We start from the raw sequence: 24,227 nt of genomic DNA on the forward strand, positions 1-24,227 counted from the left end.
CCGGGAGAGGGTCGGGGCATGACGACTCCGAGGGCCGGCATCGGCCGGATCACCGCGGCGATCGTGGCCATCGCCGCCATGCTCCCCTACCTCACCATCAAGGTCCTCTGGCTGACCGGCAGCTCGCTGGGCGTCACGGACCCCGCCCTGATGGGCACCTCCACCATGCTCGGGATGAACGCGATGACGTTCGGCATGGACGCCATCGCCCTGGTGCTGGCGCTGGCGTTCACGACGCGGTGGGGGATGCGGCTGCCCGCCTGGCTGGTGCTGCTGCCGCTGTGGGTCGGCACCGGCCTGCTGGCCGTGGTGATGGTCACCGCGCCGCTGGGCGTCCTGCTGGAGGGCGTGTCGGTGTTCGACACCGGCGGGCCGATCGAGACGTGGGTGTATCTCATGGTCTACACCGGCTTCATCGGCCAGGGCGCGGGCCTGCTGACGGCGTTCGCGCTCTACGCGCGCGACCGCTGGCCCGCCGCCTTCACCACCCCCGTCCGGTACGGTTCTGCGTCGGCGACGAAGTCATTCCAGCTGGTCGTCGGATGGGGCGCCCTGCTGGTGTCCGCGCTGCTCGGCGGCACCCGGCTCTACTGGGCGCTGGGCGGCGCCGCCGGCCTGCCGCCGGAGATGGCCGAGGCGCTGACGGCGGCGGGAGCGGCCCAGGGCGCCATCAAGGGAGTGCTGACCGTCGCGGCCGGTGTGGCGCTGGTGGTGATGGTGCGCGGGCTGGGCCGCGGGCCGTTCCGGCAGCCGCTCGCGGTGGCGTGGCTGGGTTCGGGCGCGATGTTCAGCTGGGGCCTCTACGCGATGATCGTGATGATCGCGGGCAACCCTCTGGGTGGCGGCGTCACCGGCGCGGCGGACCTGGTGGAGCTGTTCAGCCTGCTGACCGGGCTGGTCATGGGGATGTGCGGGGCGTTCCTGCTGGCGGAGCGGTCAGCCGTGCGCGACGTGCAGCCTGCGCAGCACCCGCTTGAAGGCGAAGACCGAGACCGCGATCGCCAGGCCGCTCATCACGGCCACCGCTGACGTACGCAGCAGCATGAACCCGGCGAGCGACCCCGCCAGCGACTCGTACACGGCCAGCGCGATACTCACGGTCGAGTTGGCCAGCAGCACGAACGCCCACAACAGCGTGATCCGGGCGAAGAACCTGCGCACCCGCTCGTGCTTGAGCACCGCGTTCGGCAGGTGGATGTAATCGAGGGTGAGCTTCTGCACGAGTGGCCGGTTGAGCCGCACGGAGGCGAGGAAGGCCATGCTGATGCAGATGGTGCCCAGTTCCGGCTGGATGAAGTACCACATCCAGGTGCCGGTCCACAGCCCCACGATCGTCCGCAACGTGATCGCGGCGGCGGCCAGCAGCATCGTCGCCGGCACCGGGATCCGCCTGATCAGCCGCCACGCCACCCCCGTGTACACCCAGGCGCAGGTCAGGATCAGCGCCCAGTCCAGCCCCAGCACCACCATCGCGAGGTAGAACACGGCCATCGGCGCCACCACGGCTTCGAGCAGCCGGGGCGCCGCCTGGCGGGCGAGGGCGGTGAGTCGGGGCAGGGTCACAGGTGGATGGTTCAACGCAAACTCCGCAGATAGGCCGATAGCCGGGCACTACCCGGGCTTTCGGGCTGGCAGGCTTGCCGGATGGGCCGCTCGATGTCACCTGGCGGTCACCCTGACGCCTGAGACGATCGCACCGGTGGGTTGCCGGTCGCTTACCGGTGGCTTACCGTACCCGAGGTCCCGCGCCGCGACTGCCTCTTTTGACACGTTCCCACCGGCCGCTCACCCGTTACCGCATGTCGGGGCGGCCATACCTGTTCGGAAGAGTCACCCGAGCGACGTGGTCGCCAGCTTGGCCCCGAACCCGACGAACAGCGCCCCCACGCCCGAGGTCAGCCCCGCGCTCAGCCGCCTGCGCGAGCGGAACTGCGCCGCCAGGAAGCTCCCGCCGAAGATCAGCGCCGTCAGGTAGAGCAGGCTGAACACCTGGATGATCGCGCCCAGGATGAGGAACGACAGCGCCGGAGCGGCGTAGCCCGGGTCCACGAACTGCACGAAGAACGAGACGAAGAACAGGATCGCCTTCGGGTTGAGCAAACTGATCGCGAGCGCCTTGCGGAACGGGCGCGGATCGCGGACCGGCCTGCCTGCCGGCACCGCCTCCACCGTCTCCCCTGGTGACCGGTCACGCCAGGCCCGCCAGGCCCCGCGCAGCATCTGGAACCCGATCCACACCAGGTAGCCGGCGCCCGCGTACTTCACGATCGAGAACAGCAGCGGCGACGACTTCAGCAGCGAGGCCGCTCCGACGGCGGCCAGCGCCATGAGAACCGTGTCGCCCACGAACACCCCGGCAGCGGCCCGATACCCGTCACGAACCCCACGCTGCGCGGCCAGCGCCAGCACGAACAGCGAATTCGGCCCAGGCAGCAAAATGATGAAGAAGGCACCGATGACGTAGGTCCACAGATCGGTGATGCCGAAGAACATGGGGGCTCGCTCCAGGTGAAACGTGATGACACATCACGGTATCGCCTGCCGGAACTCAGTCGAAGAGCTCCTCGACGGAGGTGACCTTCAGCGACCGGATGAGCCACTCGTCCAGCAGGTTCACATCCGTGCAGCCCGTGATGCGCTCCCGTACGGGATCGGGGACGTGCACGCCACGCTGCCGCAGCACCTTCAGCACAGACCGTGCCTCCCCGCGTGCCTCTCCTTCGGCGCGGAGCTGTTGAGCGTATTCGGACTGGTAGCGGTAGGTCTTGGTGGACATCAGACCCACCTCGGTGAACTCGGCGAGGAACCCAGCGTGGTCGCATTCACCCTGCGTGAGGTCCCGTGCGTGATGGCGGAGAACGCCGCCAGGACCACGTCCCTGGCCGCCTCGGACCGGTCCATGATGGCGGGGACGTTGTCAGGCCCGAGGACGATCGGATACAGGACCGAGGTCGGCCTGTCGGAGAGCCCGATGGTCTTGGGCTCGCGGGCCCAGCGCGCGGTGCCCGGCTTCTGGCAGATCACGATCAGCACCTTCCGGGAGTCTTCCTCCAGCTGGGATTCGATGATCATCGTGTACGGCCCGCCGGGGCACTTGACGTTGAGCAGCGTGTCGCACCGGCGCTCGATCGGCACGATCTCGGTGAGATCGGCGTTGATCACTGATACCTCGCACTCATCCGGAAACGGGATGTCCACGATCCGGAGCGTGCGAGGAAGCAACGAGGGTTCCTCCTGGAACAGGCGGTGGAGGGCCTCGTGTTTCGCGGTCACCGGCCCAGGGCGGCGAGGGGGTGGACGCGGTGGGGGACGACGGTGGACAGGGTGATGACCGTGGTGCTGCGGCGTACGCCCGGGATGGCGAGCATGCCGTCGATGACCTGCTGGACGTGCTCGTTGTCGCGCCCCGCGATGCGGCACCAGACGTCGCCGGGGCCGGTGACGATGTACGCCTCGAGGAGTTCGGGCATGGCCGCCAGCGACTGGGCGATGTGCGCGCGGGCGGCCTGTTCGACCTCCAGCGTGGTGAACGCCTGCACCGGGTAGCCGAGGGCGGCGGGGGAGAGGGCGGGGCCGAAGCCGGTGACGACGCCATCGGCGGTCAGGCGGTCGAGGCGCGCCTGGACGGTGCCGCGGGCGACGCCGAGCAGGCGGGCGATCTCCAGCAGTCCGGCGCGGGGCCGTTCGGCGAGGAGGCGGAGCAGCCGAAGGTCCAGATCATCCAACCCGTCACGCTTTGCTGGCATATTTACCACCTTAAGCCGATTTTTCGTGTCAAAGCGTGCAGCATAGAGCGCCACCTGTTGTCAGAGAAGGCACCTGTGCGCACACTGCGACTTCATGGAGCACCCTTTCGTCCCTTATGCACCACCCCGCTATAACCCCGACGAGATGATCAGACGTGGCGCCGAGTTCCTCGCCTTCGCCGACGCCCGGCGCAGCGTGCGGATGTTCAGCGACGAGCCGGTGCCGTTCCGGGCCGTGGAACTGGCCGTCCGGGCCGCCGGCACCGCGCCGTCCGGCGCCCATCAGCAGCCGTGGAAGTTCGTGGTGATCGGCGACCGGGAGACCAGGAGGCGCGTCCGTGAGGCCGCCGAGGTGGAGGAGCGGCAGAACTACGAGGGCGGCCGCCTGCCCCCCGAGTGGCGCGAGGCGCTGGCCCCGCTGGAGACCACCTCCGACAAGGGCTACCTGGAGGTCGCGCCCTGGCTGGTGGTGTGCTTCGCGGAGAAGTACGGCGTCCGCCCCGACGGCTCGAAGGTCAGGCACTACTACGTCAACGAGAGCGTGGGCATCGCCTGCGGCCTGTTCATCGCCGCGCTGCACGCCATGGGCCTGTCGACGCTGACCCACACGCCCAACCCGATGGCCTTCCTGACCGAGATCTGCGAACGCCCGCCCAGCGAGCGGCCCTACATCCTGTTCCCCGTCGGCTACGCGGCCCCGGACGCGCTGGTGCCCGACCTGGTGCGCAAGCCGCTGGACCAGACGATGGTGACCTTCCCTCCGAATTTGGGCCTTTCCTAGCCGGGCAGCCGTCTTCACTCTCGGTTCAGGCGCGTGTCAACACCAAGCCCGCGCGCCTGAGGAGGACGAAGGTGAAACGCCGATTAGTCATCCTGCTCGCCGTCCTGGGTCTGATCTGCCTGACCGGCGCGACCGGGGCGGGAGCCGCCGCCGAACCGCCGCCGAACAGGCAGTACCGGGTGCAGGGCCCGTCGGACGCGCAGCAGCGCAGCGCGGTGGCCGCCACCGGCGCGGCGATCGACGAGGTGACGAAGGACTCGGTCCTGGTCACCGCCACGGAAGCCGAGATCTCCGCGATCAGGAAGCTCGGCTTCCGGGTGACGGAGGCCCCCGGCCCGTTACCCCCGACCGGTGCCCGGGTGGCTGACTTCCCGCCCGCGGACTCCGGCTACCACAACTACGCGGAGATGATCGCGTACATCGACGACCTGGTCGCCGACCATCCCGGGCTGGTCAGCACGTTCACGTACGGCACCTCGTACCAGGGCCGGGAGCTGGTGGGCGTCAAGATCAGCGACAACGTGGCGACGGACGAGGCGGAGACGGAGGTGCTGTTCACCGCGCACCAGCACGCGCGCGAGCACCTCACCGTCGAGATGGCGCTGTACATGATGGACCTGCTGACCGACGGGTACGGCACGGACTCCCGGATCACGAACCTGGTGAACACCCGGGAGATCTGGATCATGCCGGACCTCAACCCGGACGGCGGCGAGTACGACATCGCCTCCGGCAGCTACCGGTCCTGGCGCAAGAACAGGCAGCCGAACAGCGGCTCCTCGGCCGTCGGCACCGACCTGAACCGCAACTGGGCCTACCAGTGGGGCTGCTGCGGCGGATCGTCGGGGTCGACGTCCAGCGAGACCTACCGGGGCCCGTCCGCCGAGTCGGCGCCCGAGGTCAGCGCGGCGGCGAACTGGGTGCGCGGCCGGGTGGTCGGCGGCATGCAGCAGATCAGGGCGCACCTCGACTGGCACACCTACAGCGAGCTGGTGCTGTGGCCCTACGGCTACACCTTCAACGACACCGCGCCCGGCCTGACGCAGGACGACCGGGACGCGCACGCCACGCTCGGGCAGAGCATGGCGGCCAGCAACGGCTACACGCCCGAGCAGTCGAGCGACCTCTACATCACCGACGGCACGATCAACGACTGGATGTGGGGCGTCTACAAGATCTTCAGCTACACGTTCGAGATGTACCCGAGGGGCGCCAGCCCCGGCTTCTACCCGCCGGACGAGCAGATCGTCCCGCAGACGACGCGCAACCGGGAAGCCGTGCTGCTCTTCCTGGAGAGCGCCGACTGCGTCTACCGGGTCATCGGCAAGGAGGCCCAGTACTGCGGCACCGGCAACCCGCCGGAGACCGTCTACAACGACACGTTCGAGACCGCCACCGGCTGGACGGCCGACCCGGGCGGCACCGACACGGCCACCGCCGGGCAGTGGGAGCGCGGCGACCCCGCGGCGACCACCTCCTCCGGCGCCAAGCAGCTCGGCACCACGGTCAGCGGCGTGAACGACCTGGTGACGGGCCGTCTGGGCGGCTCGGCCGGGACGTACGACATCGACGGCGGAGTCACCTCGATCCAGTCGCCGCCGATCACGCTGCCGTCCTCGGGCACGCTCGGCCTGTCCCTCTCGTGGTATCTCGCGCATGGTTCCAACTCCTCCGGCGCGGACTACTTCCGGGTCAGGGTGGTGGGCGGCACCACGGCGACCGTCGTCGACCAGCCGGGCGCGGCCACCGACCGCGACGCGGCCTGGAGCGTGGCCACCGCGAACCTGAACGCCTTCGCCGGCCAGACGGTCCGCATCGTGATCGAGGCCGCCGACGCCTCGACGGCCTCGCTGGTCGAGGCCGCGGTCGACGACGTCCGGATCACCCGGCAGCCGTAGAAACGGAGGGTCCCGAACAACCATTGATGGCGTCCCGAACCTGGGGAACGGCATTGGGCCTTGTAAGGCAACGATGTCAAAGCTACGATCGCGGCAACTCTTAGGAAACTTTCCTAAAAGAAATCATGGCCCCGCGTGACACCCCCCAGGAGCCCGCGCCTCGCCGCTGCGGGCTGTGCCGTACGGCTCGCGTTCTCACCCCCCGGCGCGAGCCGTACGGCACATCATCAGAAGGACGACATGTGAAACTTCGCGTCATCCTCGTAGCCCTCGCGACTCTCGCCGTCAGCCTCGTCGCGCTCCCCGCACAGGCCGCCTCGGCCACCGCCACCTTCGCCAAGGTCTCCGACTGGGGCTCCGGCTTCGAAGGCAAGGTGACCGTCGCCAACGGCAGCCCCACCGCCATGACCGGCTGGAACGTCCAGTTCGACGTGCCGGCCGGCTTCACGATCCCGTCCGCCTGGAACGCCGTCATGTCCAGGAACGGCCAGCACTACACCTTCACGAACCCGAGCTGGGCGGGCGGCCTGGCAGCCGGGGCGAGCACGAGCTTCGGCTTCAACGGCAGCCCCGGCAACTTCCCCGGCATCACCAACTGCACGCTCAACGGCGCGCCGTGCGGCGGCGGCGACGACAACGAGCCCGGCGCGCCGGGCAGGCCGGGCCCGGCCCAGGCCACCACCACCGACGACAGCATCGCGCTGACGTGGGGCGCCTCCAGCGGAACCGTCACCGGTTACCGCGTCTACGAGGGCACCGCGGTCAAGGCCACTGTCAGCTCGACGAGCGCGACCATCACCGGCCTCGGCACCTGCGAGACCCACACTTACACGGTCAAGGGCTACAACGCGCAGGGCGAGTCGCAGGCCGGCGATCCCGTCACCGCCACCACGACCGGCTGCGACACGGGCAACCCCGGCCCGCTGCCCAAGCACTTCCTCACCGGTTACTGGCACAACTTCGTCAACGCCGCCACCGAGCTGAAGCTCTCGCAGGTGCCGGACGACTACGACCTGGTGGCGATCGCGTTCGGCGAGGCCACCCCCACGGCCGGCGAGGTCGTCTTCTCGCTCGACCCGGCCCTGTCCGCCGCCGTCGGCGGCTACACCGACGCCCAGTTCAGGGCCGACGTCCAGGCGCTGCACCAGCGCGGCAAGAAGGTCATCCTGTCCGTCGGCGGCGAGGCCGGCCGGGTGCAGGTGGCGAGCGCGGCCGCCGCTACCAGGTTCGCCGACTCGGTGTACGGGCTCATGCGGAGCTACGGGTTCGACGGCGTCGACATCGACCTGGAGAACGGCCTCAACGCCACCTACATGGGCCAGGCCCTGCGCTCGCTGCGCGCGAAGGCCGGCGCCGACCTCATCATCACGATGGCCCCGCAGACCATCGACATGCAGTCGACCGGGATGGAGTACTTCAAGCTCGCCCTGAACATCAAGGACATCCTCACGGTCGTCCACACGCAGTTCTACAACTCGGGCTCCATGCTCGGCTGCGACCAGGCCCAGGCGTACTCCCAGGGCTCGGTCAACTTCATGACCGCGCTGGCCTGCATCCAGCTCGAGAACGGCCTGCGCCCCGACCAGGTGGCCCTGGGCCTGCCCGCCGGGCCGGGCGCGGCGGGCGGCGGCATCGTCGCGCCCACCCTCGTCAACCAGGCGCTCGACTGCCTGGCCAAGCTGACCAACTGCGGGACCTTCCGGCCGCCGCGCGCCTACCCGGGTATCCGGGGCGCGATGACCTGGTCCATCAACTGGGACGCCAGCCACAACTGGAACTTCTCCAGGACCGTCAAGCCGCACCTCCGGGGAATGCCATGAGAATCCGCCGACTGTCCGCCGCCCTGCTCACCTCACTGGCGCTGACCGCCTCCGGGCTGGCCACCGTCACCCCGGCCGCGTACGGCGCGGCGAGCGCCGCCTACCCGGCCTGGGCCGCGTGGACCTCCTACACCGCCGGAACCCGCGTCACCCACAACGGCGCCGACTACGAGGCCGTGCAGAGCCACACCTCCCAGCCCGGCTGGGAGCCGCCGAACGTGCCCGCCCTGTGGAAGGCGGCGACCGGCGGCGGCAGCGACACCCAGGCCCCCTCGGTGCCCGGCAACCTGCGCTCGACCGGCGTCACCTCCACCAGCGTCTCGCTGGCCTGGAACGCCTCCACCGACAACGTGGGCGTCAGCGGCTACGACGTCTACCGGGGCGGCACGCTGGTGACGACCGCCACGGGCACCTCGTTCACCGACACCGGCCGCACCCCGAACACCGCCTACACCTACACGGTCCGGGCCCGCGACGCCGCCGGGAACGTGTCGGCCGCGAGCGGCGCGGTCACCGCCACCACCTCCGACGGCCCCGGCCAGCCCGACCCGGCCAGGATGCCCGGCGCGCCCTACCTCTACATGGGCTGGGGCAGCCCGCCCAACCCGGGCACCGTGATGGACGCCACCGGCGTCAAGTCGTTCACCATGGCCTTCATCCTGGCCGGCGGCGGCTGCAACCCGGCATGGGACGGCAACCGGCCGCTGACCGGCGGCGCCGACGCCCAGGCGATCTCCACGATCAAGGCCAAGGGCGGCAGCGTGCAGATCTCCTTCGGCGGCTGGTCGGGCAACAAGCTCGGCCCGAACTGCGCCACCCCGGCGGCGTTCGCGGGCGCGGTGCAGCAGGTCGTCAACGCCGTCGGGCCCGCCGTGGTGGACTTCGACATCGAGAACACCGACGAGTTCGAGAACTACACCGTCCAGGACCGCATCCTGAACGGCCTCAAGATCGTCAAGCAGAACAACCCGAACCTCAAGATCGTCGTCACCTTCGGCACCACCAGGACCGGCCCCAACGCGCACGGCATCCGGCTGATCAACCAGGCCAGGGCCCTGGGCGTGCCGATCGACAACTTCACGATCATGCCGTTCGACTTCGGCGGCTCCAACATGTACCAGGACACGGTCAACGCCTCGGAGGGCCTGAAGACCGCGCTCAAGAACGCCTACGGCTGGACCGACGCGCAGGCGTACGCGCACATGGGCATCTCCGGCATGAACGGCCTGTCCGACCAGCAGGAGCTGACCTCGCCGGCCACCTGGACGCAGATCCGGGACTGGGCCCTGTCCAAGGGCCTGACCAGGCTCGCCTACTGGGCCGTCAACCGGGACCGTCCCTGCCCGGGCGGCGGCGTCACCGCGCACTGCAGCGGCATCGCCCAGACGGAGTGGGAGTTCACCAGGACCACCGCCGGCTTCTAGCCGTCCGGTGATCGACGGGGAGGGCGCCACACCTGCCGGCGCCCTCCCCCTCGCCGTACAAGGAAGGATCGCCATGAAGTTCCGAGGGTTCGCGGCGGCCGCCGCGCTCGCCCTGGGCCTGACCGCCCTCCATCCTGCCTCCGCCCTGGCCGCGAACATCGTGACGAACCCCGGCTTCGAGTCGGGCCTGTCCGCCTGGGCCTGTTCCTCGGCCGAGGCCGTCTCCACCCCGGTGCACGGCGGCGCCGGCGCCCTGCGGGGCACCCCCGCCGGGAGCGACTTCGCCCGCTGCCAGCAGACGATCACCGTGCGGCCGGGCACCACCTACCAGTTGTCGGCCTGGGTCCAGGGCGGCTACGTCTTCCTGGGCGCGACCGGCACCGGCGTGAACGCCAGCACCTGGGGCCAGCCCGGCAGCCAGTGGCAGCAGCTGAAGACCTCCTTCACCACCGGCGCGAGCACCACCAGCGTCGCCATCCACGTCAACGGCTGGTACGGCACCGGCCCGTACCTGGCCGACGACGTGATCCTCGACGGCCCCGGCGGCACCCCGGACACCGAGGCCCCCAGCACGCCCGGCAACCTCGCCGTCGGCAACGCGACCAGCACGAGCCTCACCGCCACCTGGACCGCCTCGACCGACAATTCCGGGAATGTCGCCCGCTACGAGGTGTCCCGCAACGGCGGCGCTCCCACCCCCGCGACCGGCACCACCCACACGGCCACCGGCCTGACCCCCGAGACCGCCTACCGCTTCAAGGTCCGCGCCTGCGACGCCGCCGCCAACTGCTCGCCGTACACGGGCGAGGTGACCGGCACCACCACGGCGGGCGGCGGCGGAGGCGGCGGCGACCTGCCCGAACGCGTGATGGTCGGCTACCTGCACGCCTCGTTCGCCAATGGCTCCGGCTACATCCGCATGAGCGACGTCCCCGCCGAATGGGACGTCATCAACCTGGCCTTCGGCGAGCCCACCTCGGTGACGTCCGGCGACATCCGGTTCAGCCAGTGCCCCGCCGCCGAGTGCCCCAATGTCGAGTCCGAGGCCGACTTCATCGCCGCCATCGACGCCAAGCAGGCCCAGGGCAAGAAGGTGCTGATCTCCATCGGCGGCCAGAACGGTCAGGTCCAGCTCACCACCACGGCCGCGCGCGACGCGTTCGTCCGGTCCGTCAGCGCCATCATCGACAGGTACGGCCTCGACGGCCTCGACATCGACTTCGAGGGCCACTCCCTCTATCTCGACCAGGGCGACACGAGCCTGGCCAACCCCACCACCCCGGTGATCGTCAACCTGATCCAGGCACTCAGGACGCTCAAGAGCAGGTACGGGTCCGGCTTCGTGCTGACGATGGCCCCGGAGACGTTCTTCGTCCAGCTCGGCTACCAGTTCTACGGCCCCGGCCCGAACGGCGCGGCCGACCGCAGGAGCGCCTCCTACCTGCCGGTCATCCACGCCATGCGCGACGACCTGACCCTGCTGCACGTGCAGGACTACAACTCCGGGCCGATCACCGGGCTCGACAACCAGTACCACACCATTGGCGGCCACGACTTCCACGTGGCCATGACGGACATGCTGCTCGCGGGCTTCCCCATCATGGGCAACCCGGCCAACGTCTTCCCCGCGCTGCCGCCGGAGAAGGTCGCCATCGGCCTGCCCGCCTCGCCCAACGCCGGCAACGGCTTCACCACCGTGGGGGAGGTGCAGAAGGCGTTCGACTGCCTGGCCAAGGGCACCAACTGCGGGCCGTACAAGCCGCGCGGGGTCTACCCCGGGCTGCGCGGCCTGATGACCTGGTCCATCAACTGGGACAGGTACAACGGCCACGAGTTCTCCCGCGGCCACCGGGCCTACCTGGACCGCCTATAAGACCGGACCGTCTAGAGGACCAGGTGCGTCGGCTTGACCGGCAGGCCGGTGCCGGGCGGGCGGTAGACGGGCAGGGCCTCGCCGTACTCGTGCATCCAGGCGTGGTCGACCAGCGTCCGCATCCGCCGCCCGTCCGGTTGCGGCCCTGGGCATACCCGCCCGGTGTGCCCGGCGTGCCCGGCCGACAGCTTGGCCACCGCGTCGGCGACCAGGCCGGGGTCGGGCGGCGCCAGGTCGCACCGGTCGTCCGGCCCGATCAGCAGGTCCACCTCGGGCGGCAGCGGATAGATCCACCTGGGCAGGCAGAGCACCCGCGGCGGCGGCGCCATCGGCAGCCCGTCGCCCACCGCCTCCAGCAGCATCGACCGCGCCGTCCGCCGTTCGAACAGCCCGTCGCCGAGCACCCAGCTCAGCGCCCCCACGTCCGCCCGGTCCTCGCCGCAGGCGTGCAGGCACAGGTACGGCACCAGCGGGATGTCCGTCCCGCCCGCCGCCTGCGCCCACCCGTCGCGGCATCCGGTCAGCACCAGCAACGCCAGCATCGCCCGGTAGGCCGTGTCGGCGTGCGGCGTCTCCAGCCGGCCGGGCACCACCATGCACCGCCCGCCCGTCTTCTCCGCCGTCACCCCCAGCTCCCGCGCGATCTTCAGCGCGCGCGAGGCGGCCACGCCCGTGCACGCCTCCTGCCAGCCCGGCGTGTACGGCTCGTCCCGGTCGTCGTACCCCGACGGCCACCGGCCGGGCATCCCCGGCCTGGCCACCCCGTACACGGCCAGCAGCAGGTCGAACACCGTCGTCACCAGGTGGCCGTCGTCGGAGGCGGCGGGCACGCCGCGCCGCAGCACGTCAGGGCCGGCGTCGAAGCGCGGCAGCAGCACCTCGGCGGCGTTGACCCCGTCCTCGCCGTACAGGCTCAGCCGCCCCGCCGAGCGCCCGTGCAGCCCGCCGGGCACCAGCGCGCCGCCGCGCTCGCGCAACCGCACGAGGAACGGCAGATCGGTGTCCGTCAGCGCCTGCGCGGCGAACGCGGGCCGGTCCAGGTAGAACTCCTTGAGCAGCACGTGCCCGACCGCCATGGCCAGCGCCCCGTCGGCGCCCGGCCGCATCACCACCGTCTCGTCCGACAACCGGGTCGGGTGCGGGCCGATCGCCACCACTTTCTGCCCCTTGTACCGCCCGGCGATCACCCAGGGCGTGCCGGGGGAGCGTACGGTCCGGTTGTTCTCCCCCCACAGCAGCACGTAGGACGCCCGCGCCCAGTCCTCGGGGCGCGGGCCGCCGAAGGCCGGGCCGAGCATCTGCGCGGGCGCGCTGGACTGTTCGGTCAGCACCGCCCCGCCGAGCCCCGCCACCAGCCCGGCCAGCGGCGCGGTCGCCAGCGCCGCCACCTGGTCCGCGCCGTGCTCGGACGCGGTGTGCACGATCGCCGCGGCGGCCAGCTCGGCGGCGGTGCCGTCGTCGAGCGGCACCCGCCGCCCGCCCCGCGCCCGGCGGTAAACCTCTGAGTTGGCTGTGAGTTCCGCCCAGGCGGTCACCGGGTCCCCCGGCCCCTCCCGTGCCTCGAAATAGAGTCTGACCAGCGCCTGGTTGACTTGCGATCCCCCCATGGAAAAAGTTCAGCACAGACGGTCATGATCTGACGCCGTACGACCCGGCATGTCGGGGATAAGAATGTGGCAGCATGCGGGCGCGTACGGCACTCTAGATTCCGCCATGGAACACGCAGTCCTCACGGGGGTCGTCCTCGTCACCGGTGTCGTCCTCGCCCTGATCGCCCAGTGGCGAGACTGGCGGCCGTCCCTGCTCGTCGCGATCCTCGCCGGCATCGCGGTGCGCGTGCTGCTGCTCTTCACCGCAGCGACCGACGCCGAATGGCAACCGGTCGACTACGTCAACAGCTTCAGACCCGCCGGTGAGGCCGTGCTGCGCGGCGAGGATCCGGTGCTGGCCAGCAACGGAGGCTGGCACTTCCTGCCGACGATCCCCTACGTCTACGGCATCCTGCTGTGGCTGGGCATCCCGTGGGACTTCGCGGGCCGCCTGGTCACGGTGGTCGCCGACATCGTCCTGATCCCGCTGGTGGCCAAGCTCGCGGGCGGCCCGAAGGCGTCGCTGCGCGCCTTCCAGTACGCGCTCAACCCGCTGGCCCTGCTGGTCGCCTCCATCCACGGCCAGGTCGAGCCGGTGGCGCTGGTGTTCGGCGTGGCCGCGTTCGTCGTCGCACGCGGCCCCGGCTCGCCGGACCGGGTGGGCGTCACCGACGCCGCCGTCAGCCGGGTGCGCCAGGCCGTGTCCGCCGAGGGCTGGCGGGTCCTGCCGCGCATGGCCGGCCGGGCGTTGCGTCCCGTCCCCACCGACCGCGCCGATCTCAAGCGGGCCGCGCTGGCCGGCGTGCTCATGGGGCTCGCGCTGTGCGCCAAGAGCTGGCCGATCTGGCTGATCCCCGGCTTCCTGCTGCTGCTGCCGCACACCCGCTCCCGCATCGTGGCGCTGTTCACCACGGGCGCGGTGCCGTTGTTCTTCCTGCTGACGCTGCCGGTGTTCGCCGGCACCGCGTTCGACCAGATCCCCGAGGTCATCCGGACGATCCAGTCGATCCGCCCGATCGTCGGCGAGTGGGGCTGGACCCCGCACTTCACCGGCGGCCACTGGGACCTGCGGCCCGACCTGGCGACGTTCGGCACCTACCTGATCTACGTGTGCGTGGTGGCGGCGATCCTGATCTGGCGGCGCGCCGACCCGATCGACATGACCACCGCGATCCTGCTCATCTTCATGGTCGTCACGCCCCGGCTCGGCGCCCAATACCTGCTGTGGTTCATGCCGTTCCTGGTGGCCAGGCCGACCCGGTTCGCCTGGCCGGCGATCCTCGGCGTGTCGCTCTGGTCGGCCTACGGCTACATCTACATGACCCAGTACAAGGCCGAGGCGTGGGGCGTGCTGCACGCCGACTGGTCGCGGGCGTCGATCGTGCTGCTGCCGGTGCTGCTGCTGGCGATGCCGTGGGGCCGCCGCAACCCGCCGCTGCCCGGCCTGGTCGGGCCCGCCACGCCGGCGGGCCCGGCCGACCTCACCTCAGCCGGTCATAAAGCGTGATCCACTGGTCGGGACGCACGTACCCGACCACGGTGTCGCGAGCCACCCCCGCTGCGGCGAGCGCCGCGTCGACGCCCTCGTAGCGGGTCCGCAGCGAGGCGCGCAGCGACCCGCCCACGCCACTGAACCCCAGCTCGACCAGCGCCTGATAGTCCCGGCGCGCGTCGGCCAGCGGCTCCGGCCTGCGCTCGACGCGCAGGATCGCCGAATCGACCGACGGGACCGGCCGGAAGCTCTCCCGGCCCACCCGGTCGCCCAGCCGCCAGTCGAACCACGGCCACGACTCGATCGTGACCAGGCTCCAGCGGCCGTAGTCGCCCGTCCGCTTGCGCGCGTACTCCAGCTGCGTGAGCAGGGTCGCCGAGGTCAGCTCCGGCGCGCGCAGGCACCAGTCGACGATCCTCGACGTGAGCGAGTAGGGGATGTTGCCCACGACCGCGAACGGCTCGCGGGGCGCGCGGGCGCCGGTGAAGTCGCCCCGCACCACGTCGATCCGCGGATCGTCGCGGGTCCGGGAGGCCAGCCTGCCGGCCAGCCGAGGGTCGATCTCGTAGGCCGTGACCTGGGCTCCGGCCTCGGCCAGCGCCCGGGTGAGGACGCCCTCGCCCGCCCCGGGCTCCAGCACGAGCCCGGCCGGGGCGGCGGCCTTGACCACCAGCTCCAGGGCATGCCCGTCAGCCAGGAAGTTCTGCGACAGCTCGCGCCGCGCCCGATCCCGGGGTGTGCGGCCGCCGCCGGCGTTCCTGGCCTTCTTCTGCGTGTGTGAATAGTTTCCGTGCGCGAAATTCTGCGCCACAGCTGCTGCCCTTTCGGGTCCTCGAGTCGATGGGATCTCGAAGGGCCCCGGGCGCGCCGCGGACGCGCTCAGCCGTCCGCTAGCGGGCCTGAGGCCGGCTGCGGCGCATGCGGATGAAGACGGTACAGAACATGCGGCCGATGCTAGGCAGCGGCGTCACGGCACGGCAACCGATTAAATCCGCTTTGAGCTGGCATTGAAGTCCCTGGGGTATTTCTTGACCCATGGACCGTCCGGCCAGGGTGCTCGTCGTCGACGACGAGCCCAACATCCGCGCCCTGCTCTCGCAGACCCTGCGCCTGGTCTCCTTCGAGGTCAGGACCGCAGAGACCGGCGCCGAGGCGGTGTCGGCCGCCCGCGAGTTCGCCCCCGACATCGTCGTGCTCGACGTCATGCTGGAGGACATCGACGGGTTCGAGGTCGCCGGCCGGCTCGGCGAGCACGTCCCGGTGCTCTTCCTGACCGCCCGCGACGCCGTCGAGGACCGGGTGCGGGGGCTGACGCTGGGCGCCGACGACTACGTGACCAAACCGTTCAGCCTGGAGGAGGTCGTGCTGCGGATCCGCGCCATCCTGCGCCGCAGCCGCACCCCCGCCCGCCCGGACGACGTGCTGCGCTACGCCGACCTGGAGCTGGACGAGGCCGCGCACGAGGTGCGGCGCGGCGGCGTGCCGGTCGAGCTGTCGCCCACCGAGTTCAACCTGCTGCGGTATCTGCTGACGAACGCCGGCCGGGTCGTCAGCAAGGCGCAGATCCTCGACAGCGTCTGGCGCTACGACTTCGACGGCGACTCCAGCATCGTCGAGTCGTACGTCTACTACCTGCGCAAGAAGATCGACAAGTGGGAGCCGCAGCTCATCCACACCGTGCGCGGCTTCGGCTACACGCTCAGGACACCGCGGTGAGGCCCGCCACCTGGACACTCCGCGCCCGCCTCGTCATGGCCGTCCTCGGCCTGACCACGGTCGCGCTGGTGCTGGCCAACGTGTTCGGCATCACGCTGCTGCACGACACCATGGTCGACCGGGTGGACAAGGAACTGACCGGGCTGAGCAAGATCAGCACCGAGCGGTTCCTGCCGATGGGAGTGGCCGCGAAGAGCGACGTGCTGACCAAGCGGTTCGCCAGCGAGCTCAGGATCGCCCTCTACACCGCCGACGGCCGGATCATCAGGCAGTCACCCGACGCCGGCAGCCCAGGCCCGGTGATCGAGACGCTGGAGCTCGGCGCCCCGTACACCGTGCCGGGCACCTCGGGCGCCTCCTGGCGGGTGCTGGCCTCCCCGGCCTCCGACGGCACCGTGTGGGTGGTCGCCCAGTCGCTCACCGAGGCCGAGCAGGTCAGGACGTCCAACATCGCCATCGCCACCGCCGTCAGCGCGCTCGTGCTGCTCCTGCTCGGGCTCGCCGGCGACGCCCTGGTACGGCTCGGCCTGCGCCCCCTCACCAGGATGGAACGCACGGCGGGCCACATCACCCGCGGCGACTTCGCCAGCCGCGTGCCCGCCCCCGACCCGCACACCGAGGCGGGCCGCCTGGGCGCCGCCATGAACGTCATGCTCGACCGCGTCGAGTCGGAGATCGCCGCCCGCACCGCCTCTGAGGCCCGCATGCGCCGCTTCCTCGCCGACGCCTCCCACGAACTGCGCACCCCGCTCACCTCGGTACGCGGCTTCGCCGAGCTCTACCGCCGGGGCGGTGGCGACACCGGCGAGATGATGGGCCGCATCGAGGACGAGGCCGCCAGGATGAGCGTCCTGGTCAACGACCTGCTCACGCTCGCCCAGCTCGACGAGGAGCGGCCACTCGACCGCCGGCCCGTCGACCTGCTGGCGGTGGCCGCCGACTCCATCCGCGACGCCCGCGCCCGCGTCCCCGACCGGCAGGTCAGGCTGGCCGGCCTGGGCGGCACGCTGGCGCCCGTCTTCGCCGTGGGCGACGAGGCCCGGCTGCGGCAGGTCGCCGCCAACCTCATCGGCAACGCCCTCACCCACACCCCGCCCGGCGCCGCCGTCACCGTCCGGGTCGGCAGCCGCGCCGGCCAGGCGGTGCTGGAGGTCGCCGACACCGGCCCCGGCATCGCGCCCGAGCACGTCCCCCAGCTGTTCGACCGCCTCTACCGGATCAGCCAGGGCAGATCCAGGGCCGACGGCGGCAACGGCCTGGGCCTGGCCATCGTCGCCGCGATCGTGCGCGCCCACGGCGGCCGGGTCGACGTCGACACCGCACCGGGCCGGGGCGCCACCTTCTCGGTGCTCCTACCTGTTTCCCAGGCGGCTCCCAGCCCGCTCTGAACCGCGCCCGCCACTGTCGGGCCATGAGACGAACACTTCTCGCCGCGGCCCTGACCGCACTGGTCGCGGGATGCGGATCGCAGCCGCCGTCGACCGGCGTCGCCTCCGTGTCGGCCACCTCGGCCGCGCCGTCGGCCGCCGCCTCGCCCACCGGCACCGCCGACCCGGAGGAGCAGGCCAGGAAGTACGCCCGGTGCATGCGCGAGAACGGCGTGGACATGCCCGACCCCGAGCCCGGCGGCGCCTTCCGGGTCATGACCAAGGTCGAGGCCGGGACGGAGACGTTCAAGAAGGCCATGGAAGCCTGCCGCGAACTGGCCCCGTTCAAGGACCGCGGCGAGCTCACCCCCGAGGACGAGGAGAAGATGCGCGCCTTCGCCCGATGCATGCGCGAGAACGGCGTGGACATGCCCGACCCCGAGCCCGGCGGCGGCCTCAGGGTCAAGAGCGACGGCCGCGTCGACCCTGACGACCCGGCGTTCAAGGCCGCCATGGACACGTGCCGAAGCCAGATGCCCCGGCTCGGGAACCGGAAGTGACTCGGGTGACGCAACCACAGAGGGCCCTGCGCCGCCGCGGCCCGCTGCGCCTGGCCGCCTGGACGGGCGGCACCACCCTGCTGGCCGCAGCCGTGGCGGCCGCCGCGTTCGGCTTCGGCGGCGACGGCACCGGCCCGGCCGCCGCCACCCGCACCCCGCCCGCCACCGCCACGGTCACCAGGACGACGCTCACCGAGACCAAGACCGTCGACGGCACCCTCGGCTACGGCCCGGCCATGACCGTCCCGGCCAAGGTCCAGGGCACGATCACCTGGCTCCCCGCGGAAGGCGCGACCATCACCCGGGGCAGGGCCGTCTACAGCGTCGACGCCGATCGCCGCCCGCTGCTCTACGGCACCACGCCGCTCTACCGCATCCTCCAGGACGGCGTCGAGGGCAAGGACGTCGAGCTCCTGGAACGCAACCTGGCCAAGCTCGGCTACACCGGCTTCGACGTGGACGACGCCTACACCTGGGCCACCCGGGAAGCCGTCGAGGACTGGCAGGACGACCTCGGCCTCGACGTCACCGGCACGGTCGAGCCCGGCGACGTGGTCGTGGCCGACGGCCCCCTCCGCGTCGCCGAACTCAAGAAGGCGCTCGGCGACGCCGCGAGCGGCCCCGTGCTCACCGCGTCGGGGACCACCCGCCAGGTGCTCGTCGACCTCGACGTGGCCGACGGCCACCTGGTGCGCAAGGGCATGCGGGCCACCGTCGAGCTGCCCGACGGCAGCGAGGTCAAGGGCGAGGTCGCCGGCGTCGGCCGGGTCGCCGAGCAGACCGGCGGCGCCGACGACGCCACCACGACCGTCGAGGTCAAGGTGTCGGTGTCCGGGCTGAAGAAGACCTACGACAGCGCCCCCGTCAAGGTCACCCTGGTCTCCCGGCAGCGCGAGAGCGTCCTCGCCGTCCCCGTCGGCGCCCTGGTCGCGCTGGCCGAGGGCGGCTACGGCGTCCAAGTCGTCGAAGGCCCGGCCACCCGCTACGCCGCCGTCGCGACCGGCATGTTCGCCGACGGCCGGGTCGAGGTCACCGGCCTCGCCGAGGGCACCACCGTGGCGGTGCCCAAGTGATCGCCGAACTGCTGGACGTGCGCAAGGAGTACGGCGACGTCGCCGCACTCCGCGGCGTCTCCATGACCATCGGGTACGGCGAGCTCGTCGGCATCGTCGGCCCCTCCGGATCAGGCAAGTCGACCATGCTCAACATGATCGGCACCCTGGACCGGCCCTCCGGCGGCACCGTGCGCATCGCCGGCCACGACGTCGGCGCGCTCGGCGACAGGCAGCTGTCGGCCCTGCGCGCGAACGTCATCGGCTTCGTCTTCCAGCAGTTCCACCTGGCCGCGGGGGTGCCGGCGCTGGACAACGTGGCAGACGGTCTCCTCTACAACGGCCCGGCGCTGCCCGAACGCCGCGAACGGGCCGCCGGGGCGCTGGAACGCGTCGGCCTCGCGCACCGCCTCGGCCACCGCCCGCACGAGCTGTCCGGCGGCGAGCGGCAGCGGGTGGCCATCGCCCGCGCCGTCGTCGGCGACCCGCGCCTGCTGCTCGCCGACGAGCCCACCGGCAACCTCGACTCCAGCTCCGGAGCCGGCGTCATGGACCTGCTGCGCGAGCTCAACGCCGCCGGCACCACCGTCGTCGTCATCACCCACGACCGCGACATCGCCGCCTCGCTGCCCCGCCAGGTGGAGATGCTCGACGGCCGGGTGCTGGACGGAGCACGCCGGTGAACGTCCTGGAAAGCACCCGCATGCGGCCGCGCGACGTGGTCAGGACGGGCGGTTCCGGCCTGCGGGCCAGACCGCTGCGCGTGTTCCTGTCGGCGCTCGGCATCGCCATCGGCATCGCCGCCATGCTCGGCGTCGTCGGCATCTCCGCCTCCAGCCAGGAGGACCTGAACCGGCAGCTCGCCGCGCTCGGCACCAACCTGCTCACCGTCGCCCCCGGCAAGACCTTCTTCGGCGCCGCCGCCCACCTGCCCGCCGAGGCGGAAGGCATGATCGGCCAGATCGGCCCCGTCACCGCGGTCACCGCCACCGGCCGCACCCCGGCCAAGGTCTACCGCAACGATCACATCCCGGAGAGCGAGTCGGGCAGCATCTCCGTCATGGCCGCCCGGCTCGACCTCCCGGCCGACGTGAACGTCGAGACGGCCGCCGGAGTGTGGCTGAACGAGGCCACCCACCGCTACCCGGCCACCGTGCTCGGCGCCAAGGCCGCCGACCGGCTCGGCGTCGTCCACGCCGGCCCCGACCAGCGGGTCTGGCTCGGCGGGCAGTGGTTCACGGTCGTAGGCGTGCTCGCCCCGGCCCCGCTCGCCCCCGAGCTCGACACCGCCGCCCTGGTCGGCTGGCCCGTCGCCGAGGAACGGCTGGACTTCGACGGCTACCCGACCACGATCTACGCCAGGGCCGACGAGGCGTCCGTGACCGGCGTGCGCGACGTGCTCGCCGCCACCGCGAACCCGCCGGCGCCGAACGAGGTCGAGGTGTCCAGGCCGTCCGACGTGCTGGCCGCCAAGCAGGCCACCGACGCCACGCTCAACGCCCTCCTGCTCGGCCTCGGCGGCGTCGCCCTCCTGGTGGGTGGCGTCGGCGTGGCCAACACGATGGTCATCTCCGTGCTGGAACGCCGCGCGGAGATCGGCCTGCGCCGCTCGCTCGGCGCCACGCGGGGCCAGATCCGGCTGCAGTTCCTGGCGGAGTCGCTGCTGCTGTCGGCCATCGGCGGCGTCGGCGGCGTGGCGCTCAGCATCCTCGTCACCGCCGCCTACGCGAGCCTGCAGGGCTGGCCGGCGATCGTCCCCGTCTGGGCCATGGCCGGGGGAGTGGTGGCCACGCTCGTCATCGGCGGCGTCGCCGGCTTCTACCCGGCGGTCCGGGCCGCCCGCATGTCTCCCACTGAGGCACTCGCCACACCGTGACGAGGGCCGATTCGTACAAGAGGTCCATGCGGCCGGTGGCGTACCGTCGGCCGCATGGACGTTCTCCACCGTGCCGGCGACTATCTCCAACTGCACGCCAGGCTCATCGACAGGCTCAGGTTCGAGGCGCTGTTCGCCGGCGGCTCCCGTGACCGGGTGACCGACGCGCTGCGCGCCTACCAGAACCCGGACGGCGGCTTCGGCCACGCGCTGGAGCCCGACCTGCGCGGCTCCGGCAGCCAGCCGCAGCCCGTGGAGGTGGCGTTCTGGCTGCTGGACGAGCTCGACGCGTTCGGCGGCCCGATGGTGGCCGCCGCCTGCGACTACCTCGCCGCCATCAGCACTCCCGAGGGCGGCGTCCCGTTCGTGCTGCCCACGGACGCGCCGCGCGCCCCCTGGTGGCAGACCGCCGGCGACCCGCCCGCCAACCTCAACCCCACGGCCCCGCTCGCGGGCCTGCTCCACAAGCACGGCGTCACGCACCCGTGGCTCGCCCCCGCCACCGACTTCTGCTGGTCGCGGATCGCCGAGATCGACAAGGCCGAGCAGTACGAGGCCCGCGCCGTGCTCACCTTCCTCGAACACGCCCCGGACAGGGAGCGGGCCCTGGCCGAGTTCGCCCGGCTCAAGCCCGCGCTCCTCGCGGCGGTCTCCCTCGAACCGGACCAGCCCGGGCACGTGCACTACCCGCTCGACTTCGCGCCCGAGCCGCTCGGGCTGCCCCTGTTCGACGCCGCCGTGCTGGAGCGCCACCTGGACGTGGTGCTGCGCGACCAGGCCGACGACGGCGGCTGGGCGCCCAACTGGCCGATGTGGACGCCGCTGGTGCAGCACGAGTGGGGCGGCTTCATCACGGTGGCCAAGCTGAAGACGCTGCGGGCGTACGGCCGCCTCTAGCGGTTCTGTCGGAGGCCCCGCATAGCCTGGGGGCATGTACGCGGAATGGGCTCCGGAGCCGGCGCTGGCCGATCGGGTCGCCTGCCTGTGGCGGCAGGTCAGTGAAAACGACCGGCCACAGCTGGTGGTGCCCGACGGCTGCATCGACCTGATCTGGGGTCCCGCCGGGCCGTTCGTCGCCGGGCCCGACACCCGTCCCGCTTCGGCCCGGATGCGCCCCGGCGAGCGGTTCGCCGGCATCCGCTTCAAGCCGGGCGCCGCCGGTGACGTCTTCGGGGTGCCGCTGGCCGACCTGCGCGACCAGCGCGTCCCGGCCGGGTCGCTCGGCGCCCTGGCCGGGCTTCTCGCCGAGCCCGTCGGCGCGCCCCTGCCGACCCTGCTGGCGGCGGTCCAGGCGCGCCTGCGCCGCACGGCCGCCCCCGATCCGGCCGCCCCCGCCATCGCGGCACGCCTCCGCACCGGCCGCACCGTGGCCGAGACGGCGTGGGACCTCGGTTTCAGCGTCCGCCAGCTGCACCGTCGCACCCTTTCCGGCTTCGGCTACGCGCCCAAGACGCTGCAACGCGTCGTACGGTTCCAGCGCGCCCTGACGCTGACCAGGGCCGGAGTCGCGCTCGCCGACGTGGCGGCCCGCGCGGGTTACGCCGACCAGGCTCACCTGGCCAACGACGTCAAGCGGCTGAGCGGCCTCACGCTGCGCCGCCTGGTGCCCGCCGGTTAGTCGGGCAGGCTGGCGGGCTTGCTGGAGATGAGCGCGCCGGCCCACGCCGCCCTCGGATCGCTGTCGATCAGCAGCGCTCTGACCAGCAGGCTCAGCGGGATCGCCAGGATGGCGCCCAGCGGCCCCAGCACGAACGTCCACAGGATCAGCGACAGGAACGTCATCGTCGTCGACAACCCCACGGCGTCCCCGAGAAACTTGGGCAGGATGAACGACTGCGTCACCACGTTGATGGCCGCGTAGGCGGCGACCACCAGCAGCATCTCCTGCGCGCCGCCGTGCAGCAGCGCCAGCAGCGCGGGCGGGATCAGGCTCAGCACGAACCCGATGTTGGGGATGTACATCCCGATCATCGCCAGCACCCCCCACAGGAGCGGCAGCGGCACCCCGATGAGCGTGAGCGCGATGACGTCCAGCACGGCGTTGAGCAGCCCGAACACCGTGGAGACGATCAGGTAGCGGCGCGTCTTGTGAGTGAACCCGGCCAGCGCGATCACCAGCCCGCGCTTGCGTCCTTCGCCGGCCGAGAGGATCCGTGACGTGATCGGCGCATCCAGGCACATCGCCAGCAGCAGCACCACGATGAGGAACAGGCTGGACAACACCCCGATCACGCCGCCCAGCAAACTCTGGGCGATGCCGAGCAGCCGCTCGGGGTCGAAGCTGGCGAAGGCCCGGTCGATCTGCGCGTCACTGATGCCGTGCGAGACCGCGAACCTCTCGGCGTCGCCCAGCAACTGGCCGAACTTCCCCGCGTACGAGCTGATCAGCGTGGTCAGCTGGACGGCCGAGACCGTCAGCACGGCAGCCATCCCGAGCAGCACCAGCACGAGGATGAGGAACGGCACGGCGACCTGGAGCCAGCCCGGCGCGCCCCGCCGGGCGAGCCAGCCGCGCAGCGGCGACACCGCGATGACGAGGACCAGCGCCAGGATGACCGGCCCGGCGATGGAGGCCACCTCGCGGATCCCGAACAGAGCGATCACCGCGCCGGCGATCCCCATCAGGATGATGAGCGCTCTGGGCACCGACTGATCGTTCACGCGGGGGTTCCTACCCCTGCCTCCGGCGTGACACCGCCGCGCGCCGCCGATTTGACGGTTGCGGGAGCCGTACATAGAGTTCACCAGTCCCGCGAGGACGGTGTGATCACCGAGCTCGCCCAGGGCACCTCCTCCAACCACCTCCGGTCTGTGGATGTTTCACGTCCACGGAGCGCCGATTCGACAAGAGTCGGAGTTCGGAGTAAGTTAGAAGGGTTGCTCCGGAAACGGGGCGGTCGAAATTCCCGCAGGTCGAGCGGGTCCGGTCAATTTGACAGGGACTTGAACGGCTGAAAGAATTAAGACACAACGAAATGAGCGCCTCTCGCAGGACCGGGGAGTATGCGTCCGTTTCTTGAGAACTCAACAGTG

The 24,227-nt window shown here is 71.4% G+C and carries 23 protein-coding genes; 15 read left to right on the forward strand and 8 right to left on the reverse strand.

Features of this window, described 5'->3' with window-relative positions; all coding sequences use genetic code 11:
- The first annotated feature begins 18 nt into the window (after positions 1-18).
- The gene (locus tag ADY59_RS36005; RefSeq protein ID WP_049572176.1) at positions 19-1,029 is read left to right on the forward strand and encodes a hypothetical protein; all 1,011 of its coding nucleotides are present in this window, start codon (positions 19-21) and stop codon (positions 1,027-1,029) included.
- Here ADY59_RS36005 and ADY59_RS49180 read toward each other — a convergent pair.
- The 5 genes from ADY59_RS49180 to ADY59_RS36035 all read right to left on the reverse strand — a co-directional run bounded on the left by ADY59_RS49180 (position 937) and on the right by ADY59_RS36035 (position 3,746).
- Positions 937-1,563: a VC0807 family protein gene (locus tag ADY59_RS49180; RefSeq protein ID WP_082310666.1), complete on the reverse strand. Its 627-nt coding sequence runs from the start codon at positions 1,561-1,563 to the stop codon at positions 937-939. The two genes, ADY59_RS36005 and ADY59_RS49180, sit on opposite strands and share 93 nt — an antisense overlap.
- Positions 1,564-1,830: 267 nt before the next feature.
- Positions 1,831-2,493 (reverse strand): leucine efflux protein LeuE, encoded by a 663-nt coding sequence (gene leuE / locus ADY59_RS36020; RefSeq protein ID WP_049572184.1) that lies wholly within the window; start codon positions 2,491-2,493, stop codon positions 1,831-1,833.
- 55 nt (positions 2,494-2,548) lie between these two features.
- The gene (locus tag ADY59_RS36025) at positions 2,549-2,776 is read right to left on the reverse strand and encodes a hypothetical protein (RefSeq protein WP_049572191.1); all 228 of its coding nucleotides are present in this window, start codon (positions 2,774-2,776) and stop codon (positions 2,549-2,551) included.
- Positions 2,776-3,198 (reverse strand): hypothetical protein, encoded by a 423-nt coding sequence (locus tag ADY59_RS36030; RefSeq protein WP_156325936.1) that lies wholly within the window; start codon positions 3,196-3,198, stop codon positions 2,776-2,778. Before ADY59_RS36030 ends, ADY59_RS36025 begins: the two co-directional genes overlap by 1 nt.
- 71 nt (positions 3,199-3,269) lie before the next feature.
- A complete protein-coding gene (locus ADY59_RS36035) occupies positions 3,270-3,746 on the reverse strand; it encodes an Lrp/AsnC family transcriptional regulator (protein ID WP_049572197.1) in 477 nt (158 codons plus the stop codon).
- A 145-nt stretch (positions 3,747-3,891) separates the two neighbouring features.
- Between ADY59_RS36035 and ADY59_RS36040 the strand changes: the two genes are divergently transcribed.
- The 5 genes from ADY59_RS36040 to ADY59_RS36060 all read left to right on the forward strand — a co-directional run bounded on the left by ADY59_RS36040 (position 3,892) and on the right by ADY59_RS36060 (position 11,542).
- Entirely contained in the window at positions 3,892-4,527 is a 636-nt protein-coding gene (locus ADY59_RS36040; protein WP_231619057.1) for a nitroreductase family protein, read from the forward strand.
- Positions 4,528-4,598: 71 nt separating this feature from the next.
- Positions 4,599-6,425: a M14 family zinc carboxypeptidase gene (locus ADY59_RS36045; RefSeq protein WP_082310667.1), complete on the forward strand. Its 1,827-nt coding sequence runs from the start codon at positions 4,599-4,601 to the stop codon at positions 6,423-6,425.
- Positions 6,426-6,667: 242 nt separating this feature from the next.
- Complete coding sequence (locus ADY59_RS48090; protein ID WP_049572200.1) at positions 6,668-8,245, forward strand: chitinase; 1,578 nt, start codon at positions 6,668-6,670, stop codon at positions 8,243-8,245.
- Positions 8,242-9,669 carry a carbohydrate-binding protein gene (locus ADY59_RS53555; protein ID WP_049572203.1) on the forward strand — a complete coding sequence of 476 codons (1,428 nt, stop codon included), beginning with the start codon at positions 8,242-8,244 and terminating at the stop codon, positions 9,667-9,669. Before ADY59_RS48090 ends, ADY59_RS53555 begins: the two co-directional genes overlap by 4 nt.
- 73 nt (positions 9,670-9,742) lie before the next feature.
- The gene (locus ADY59_RS36060) at positions 9,743-11,542 is read left to right on the forward strand and encodes a chitinase (RefSeq protein ID WP_049572206.1); all 1,800 of its coding nucleotides are present in this window, start codon (positions 9,743-9,745) and stop codon (positions 11,540-11,542) included.
- Between the two features lie 11 nt (positions 11,543-11,553).
- Here ADY59_RS36060 and ADY59_RS36065 read toward each other — a convergent pair whose 3' ends face one another.
- Complete coding sequence (locus ADY59_RS36065) at positions 11,554-13,149, reverse strand: molybdopterin-dependent oxidoreductase (RefSeq protein ID WP_049572209.1); 1,596 nt, start codon at positions 13,147-13,149, stop codon at positions 11,554-11,556.
- Between the two features lie 106 nt (positions 13,150-13,255).
- On the opposite strand from ADY59_RS36065, the gene ADY59_RS36070 reads away from it, so the two are divergent.
- On the forward strand, positions 13,256-14,638 hold the full coding sequence (locus tag ADY59_RS36070; RefSeq protein WP_231619058.1) for a hypothetical protein: 1,383 nt from the start codon (positions 13,256-13,258) through the stop codon (positions 14,636-14,638).
- Here ADY59_RS36070 and erm read toward each other — a convergent pair.
- Positions 14,613-15,335 carry an ErmE/ErmH/ErmO/ErmR family 23S rRNA (adenine(2058)-N(6))-methyltransferase gene (gene erm, locus ADY59_RS36075; protein WP_063780895.1) on the reverse strand — a complete coding sequence of 241 codons (723 nt, stop codon included), beginning with the start codon at positions 15,333-15,335 and terminating at the stop codon, positions 14,613-14,615. The two genes, ADY59_RS36070 and erm, sit on opposite strands and share 26 nt — an antisense overlap.
- 323 nt (positions 15,336-15,658) lie before the next feature.
- Between erm and ADY59_RS36080 the strand changes: the two genes are divergently transcribed.
- From ADY59_RS36080 to ADY59_RS36115, 8 genes are read left to right on the forward strand one after another with little or no spacing between them, the layout of a single operon-like run.
- Positions 15,659-16,339: a response regulator transcription factor gene (locus ADY59_RS36080; protein WP_049572216.1), complete on the forward strand. Its 681-nt coding sequence runs from the start codon at positions 15,659-15,661 to the stop codon at positions 16,337-16,339.
- Positions 16,336-17,727 (forward strand): sensor histidine kinase, encoded by a 1,392-nt coding sequence (locus tag ADY59_RS36085; protein WP_049572219.1) that lies wholly within the window; start codon positions 16,336-16,338, stop codon positions 17,725-17,727. The genes ADY59_RS36080 and ADY59_RS36085 overlap by 4 nt, the downstream gene beginning before the upstream one ends.
- A gap of 23 nt (positions 17,728-17,750) precedes the next feature.
- Positions 17,751-18,266, forward strand: coding sequence for a hypothetical protein (locus ADY59_RS36090; RefSeq protein WP_063780894.1), 516 nt, complete (start codon positions 17,751-17,753; stop codon positions 18,264-18,266).
- 5 nt (positions 18,267-18,271) lie between these two features.
- Positions 18,272-19,339 (forward strand): peptidoglycan-binding domain-containing protein, encoded by a 1,068-nt coding sequence (locus tag ADY59_RS36095; RefSeq protein WP_049572226.1) that lies wholly within the window; start codon positions 18,272-18,274, stop codon positions 19,337-19,339.
- Positions 19,339-20,001, forward strand: a complete 663-nt coding sequence (locus tag ADY59_RS36100) for an ABC transporter ATP-binding protein (protein ID WP_231619059.1) — start codon at positions 19,339-19,341, stop codon at positions 19,999-20,001. Before ADY59_RS36095 ends, ADY59_RS36100 begins: the two co-directional genes overlap by 1 nt.
- Positions 19,998-21,194, forward strand: coding sequence for an ABC transporter permease (locus ADY59_RS36105; RefSeq protein WP_331459553.1), 1,197 nt, complete (start codon positions 19,998-20,000; stop codon positions 21,192-21,194). The genes ADY59_RS36100 and ADY59_RS36105 overlap by 4 nt, the downstream gene beginning before the upstream one ends.
- Before the next feature lie 54 nt (positions 21,195-21,248).
- Positions 21,249-22,091 carry a hypothetical protein gene (locus ADY59_RS36110; protein ID WP_049572233.1) on the forward strand — a complete coding sequence of 281 codons (843 nt, stop codon included), beginning with the start codon at positions 21,249-21,251 and terminating at the stop codon, positions 22,089-22,091.
- 34 nt (positions 22,092-22,125) lie between these two features.
- A complete protein-coding gene (locus ADY59_RS36115) occupies positions 22,126-22,812 on the forward strand; it encodes a DUF6597 domain-containing transcriptional factor (protein WP_049572237.1) in 687 nt (228 codons plus the stop codon).
- Here the strand turns inward: ADY59_RS36115 and ADY59_RS36120 are convergent.
- Positions 22,809-23,855 carry an AI-2E family transporter gene (locus ADY59_RS36120; protein WP_049572240.1) on the reverse strand — a complete coding sequence of 349 codons (1,047 nt, stop codon included), beginning with the start codon at positions 23,853-23,855 and terminating at the stop codon, positions 22,809-22,811. The genes ADY59_RS36115 and ADY59_RS36120 overlap by 4 nt on opposite strands.
- Between the last annotated feature and the right edge of the window lie 372 nt (positions 23,856-24,227).

The sequence above is a fragment of the Nonomuraea sp. SBT364 genome (assembly GCF_001083785.1).
Classification (GTDB): domain Bacteria; phylum Actinomycetota; class Actinomycetes; order Streptosporangiales; family Streptosporangiaceae; genus Nonomuraea.

Bases quoted from the DNA above. Each gene is read 5' to 3' on its own strand.
- ADY59_RS36005 (WP_049572176.1), top strand. From the start codon at position 19: ATGACGACTCCGAGGGCCGGCATCGGCCGGATCACCGCGGCGATCGTG.
- leuE (WP_049572184.1), bottom strand. From the start codon at position 2,493: ATGTTCTTCGGCATCACCGATCTGTGGACCTACGTCATCGGTGCCTTC.
- ADY59_RS36025 (WP_049572191.1), bottom strand. From the start codon at position 2,776: ATGTCCACCAAGACCTACCGCTACCAGTCCGAATACGCTCAACAGCTC.
- ADY59_RS36035 (WP_049572197.1), bottom strand. From the start codon at position 3,746: ATGCCAGCAAAGCGTGACGGGTTGGATGATCTGGACCTTCGGCTGCTC.
- ADY59_RS36040 (WP_231619057.1), top strand. From the start codon at position 3,892: ATGATCAGACGTGGCGCCGAGTTCCTCGCCTTCGCCGACGCCCGGCGC.
- ADY59_RS53555 (WP_049572203.1), top strand. From the start codon at position 8,242: ATGAGAATCCGCCGACTGTCCGCCGCCCTGCTCACCTCACTGGCGCTG.
- ADY59_RS36060 (WP_049572206.1), top strand. From the start codon at position 9,743: ATGAAGTTCCGAGGGTTCGCGGCGGCCGCCGCGCTCGCCCTGGGCCTG.
- ADY59_RS36065 (WP_049572209.1), bottom strand. From the start codon at position 13,149: ATGGGGGGATCGCAAGTCAACCAGGCGCTGGTCAGACTCTATTTCGAG.
- ADY59_RS36070 (WP_231619058.1), top strand. From the start codon at position 13,256: ATGGAACACGCAGTCCTCACGGGGGTCGTCCTCGTCACCGGTGTCGTC.
- ADY59_RS36080 (WP_049572216.1), top strand. From the start codon at position 15,659: ATGGACCGTCCGGCCAGGGTGCTCGTCGTCGACGACGAGCCCAACATC.
- ADY59_RS36090 (WP_063780894.1), top strand. From the start codon at position 17,751: ATGAGACGAACACTTCTCGCCGCGGCCCTGACCGCACTGGTCGCGGGA.
- ADY59_RS36110 (WP_049572233.1), top strand. From the start codon at position 21,249: ATGGACGTTCTCCACCGTGCCGGCGACTATCTCCAACTGCACGCCAGG.
- ADY59_RS36115 (WP_049572237.1), top strand. From the start codon at position 22,126: ATGTACGCGGAATGGGCTCCGGAGCCGGCGCTGGCCGATCGGGTCGCC.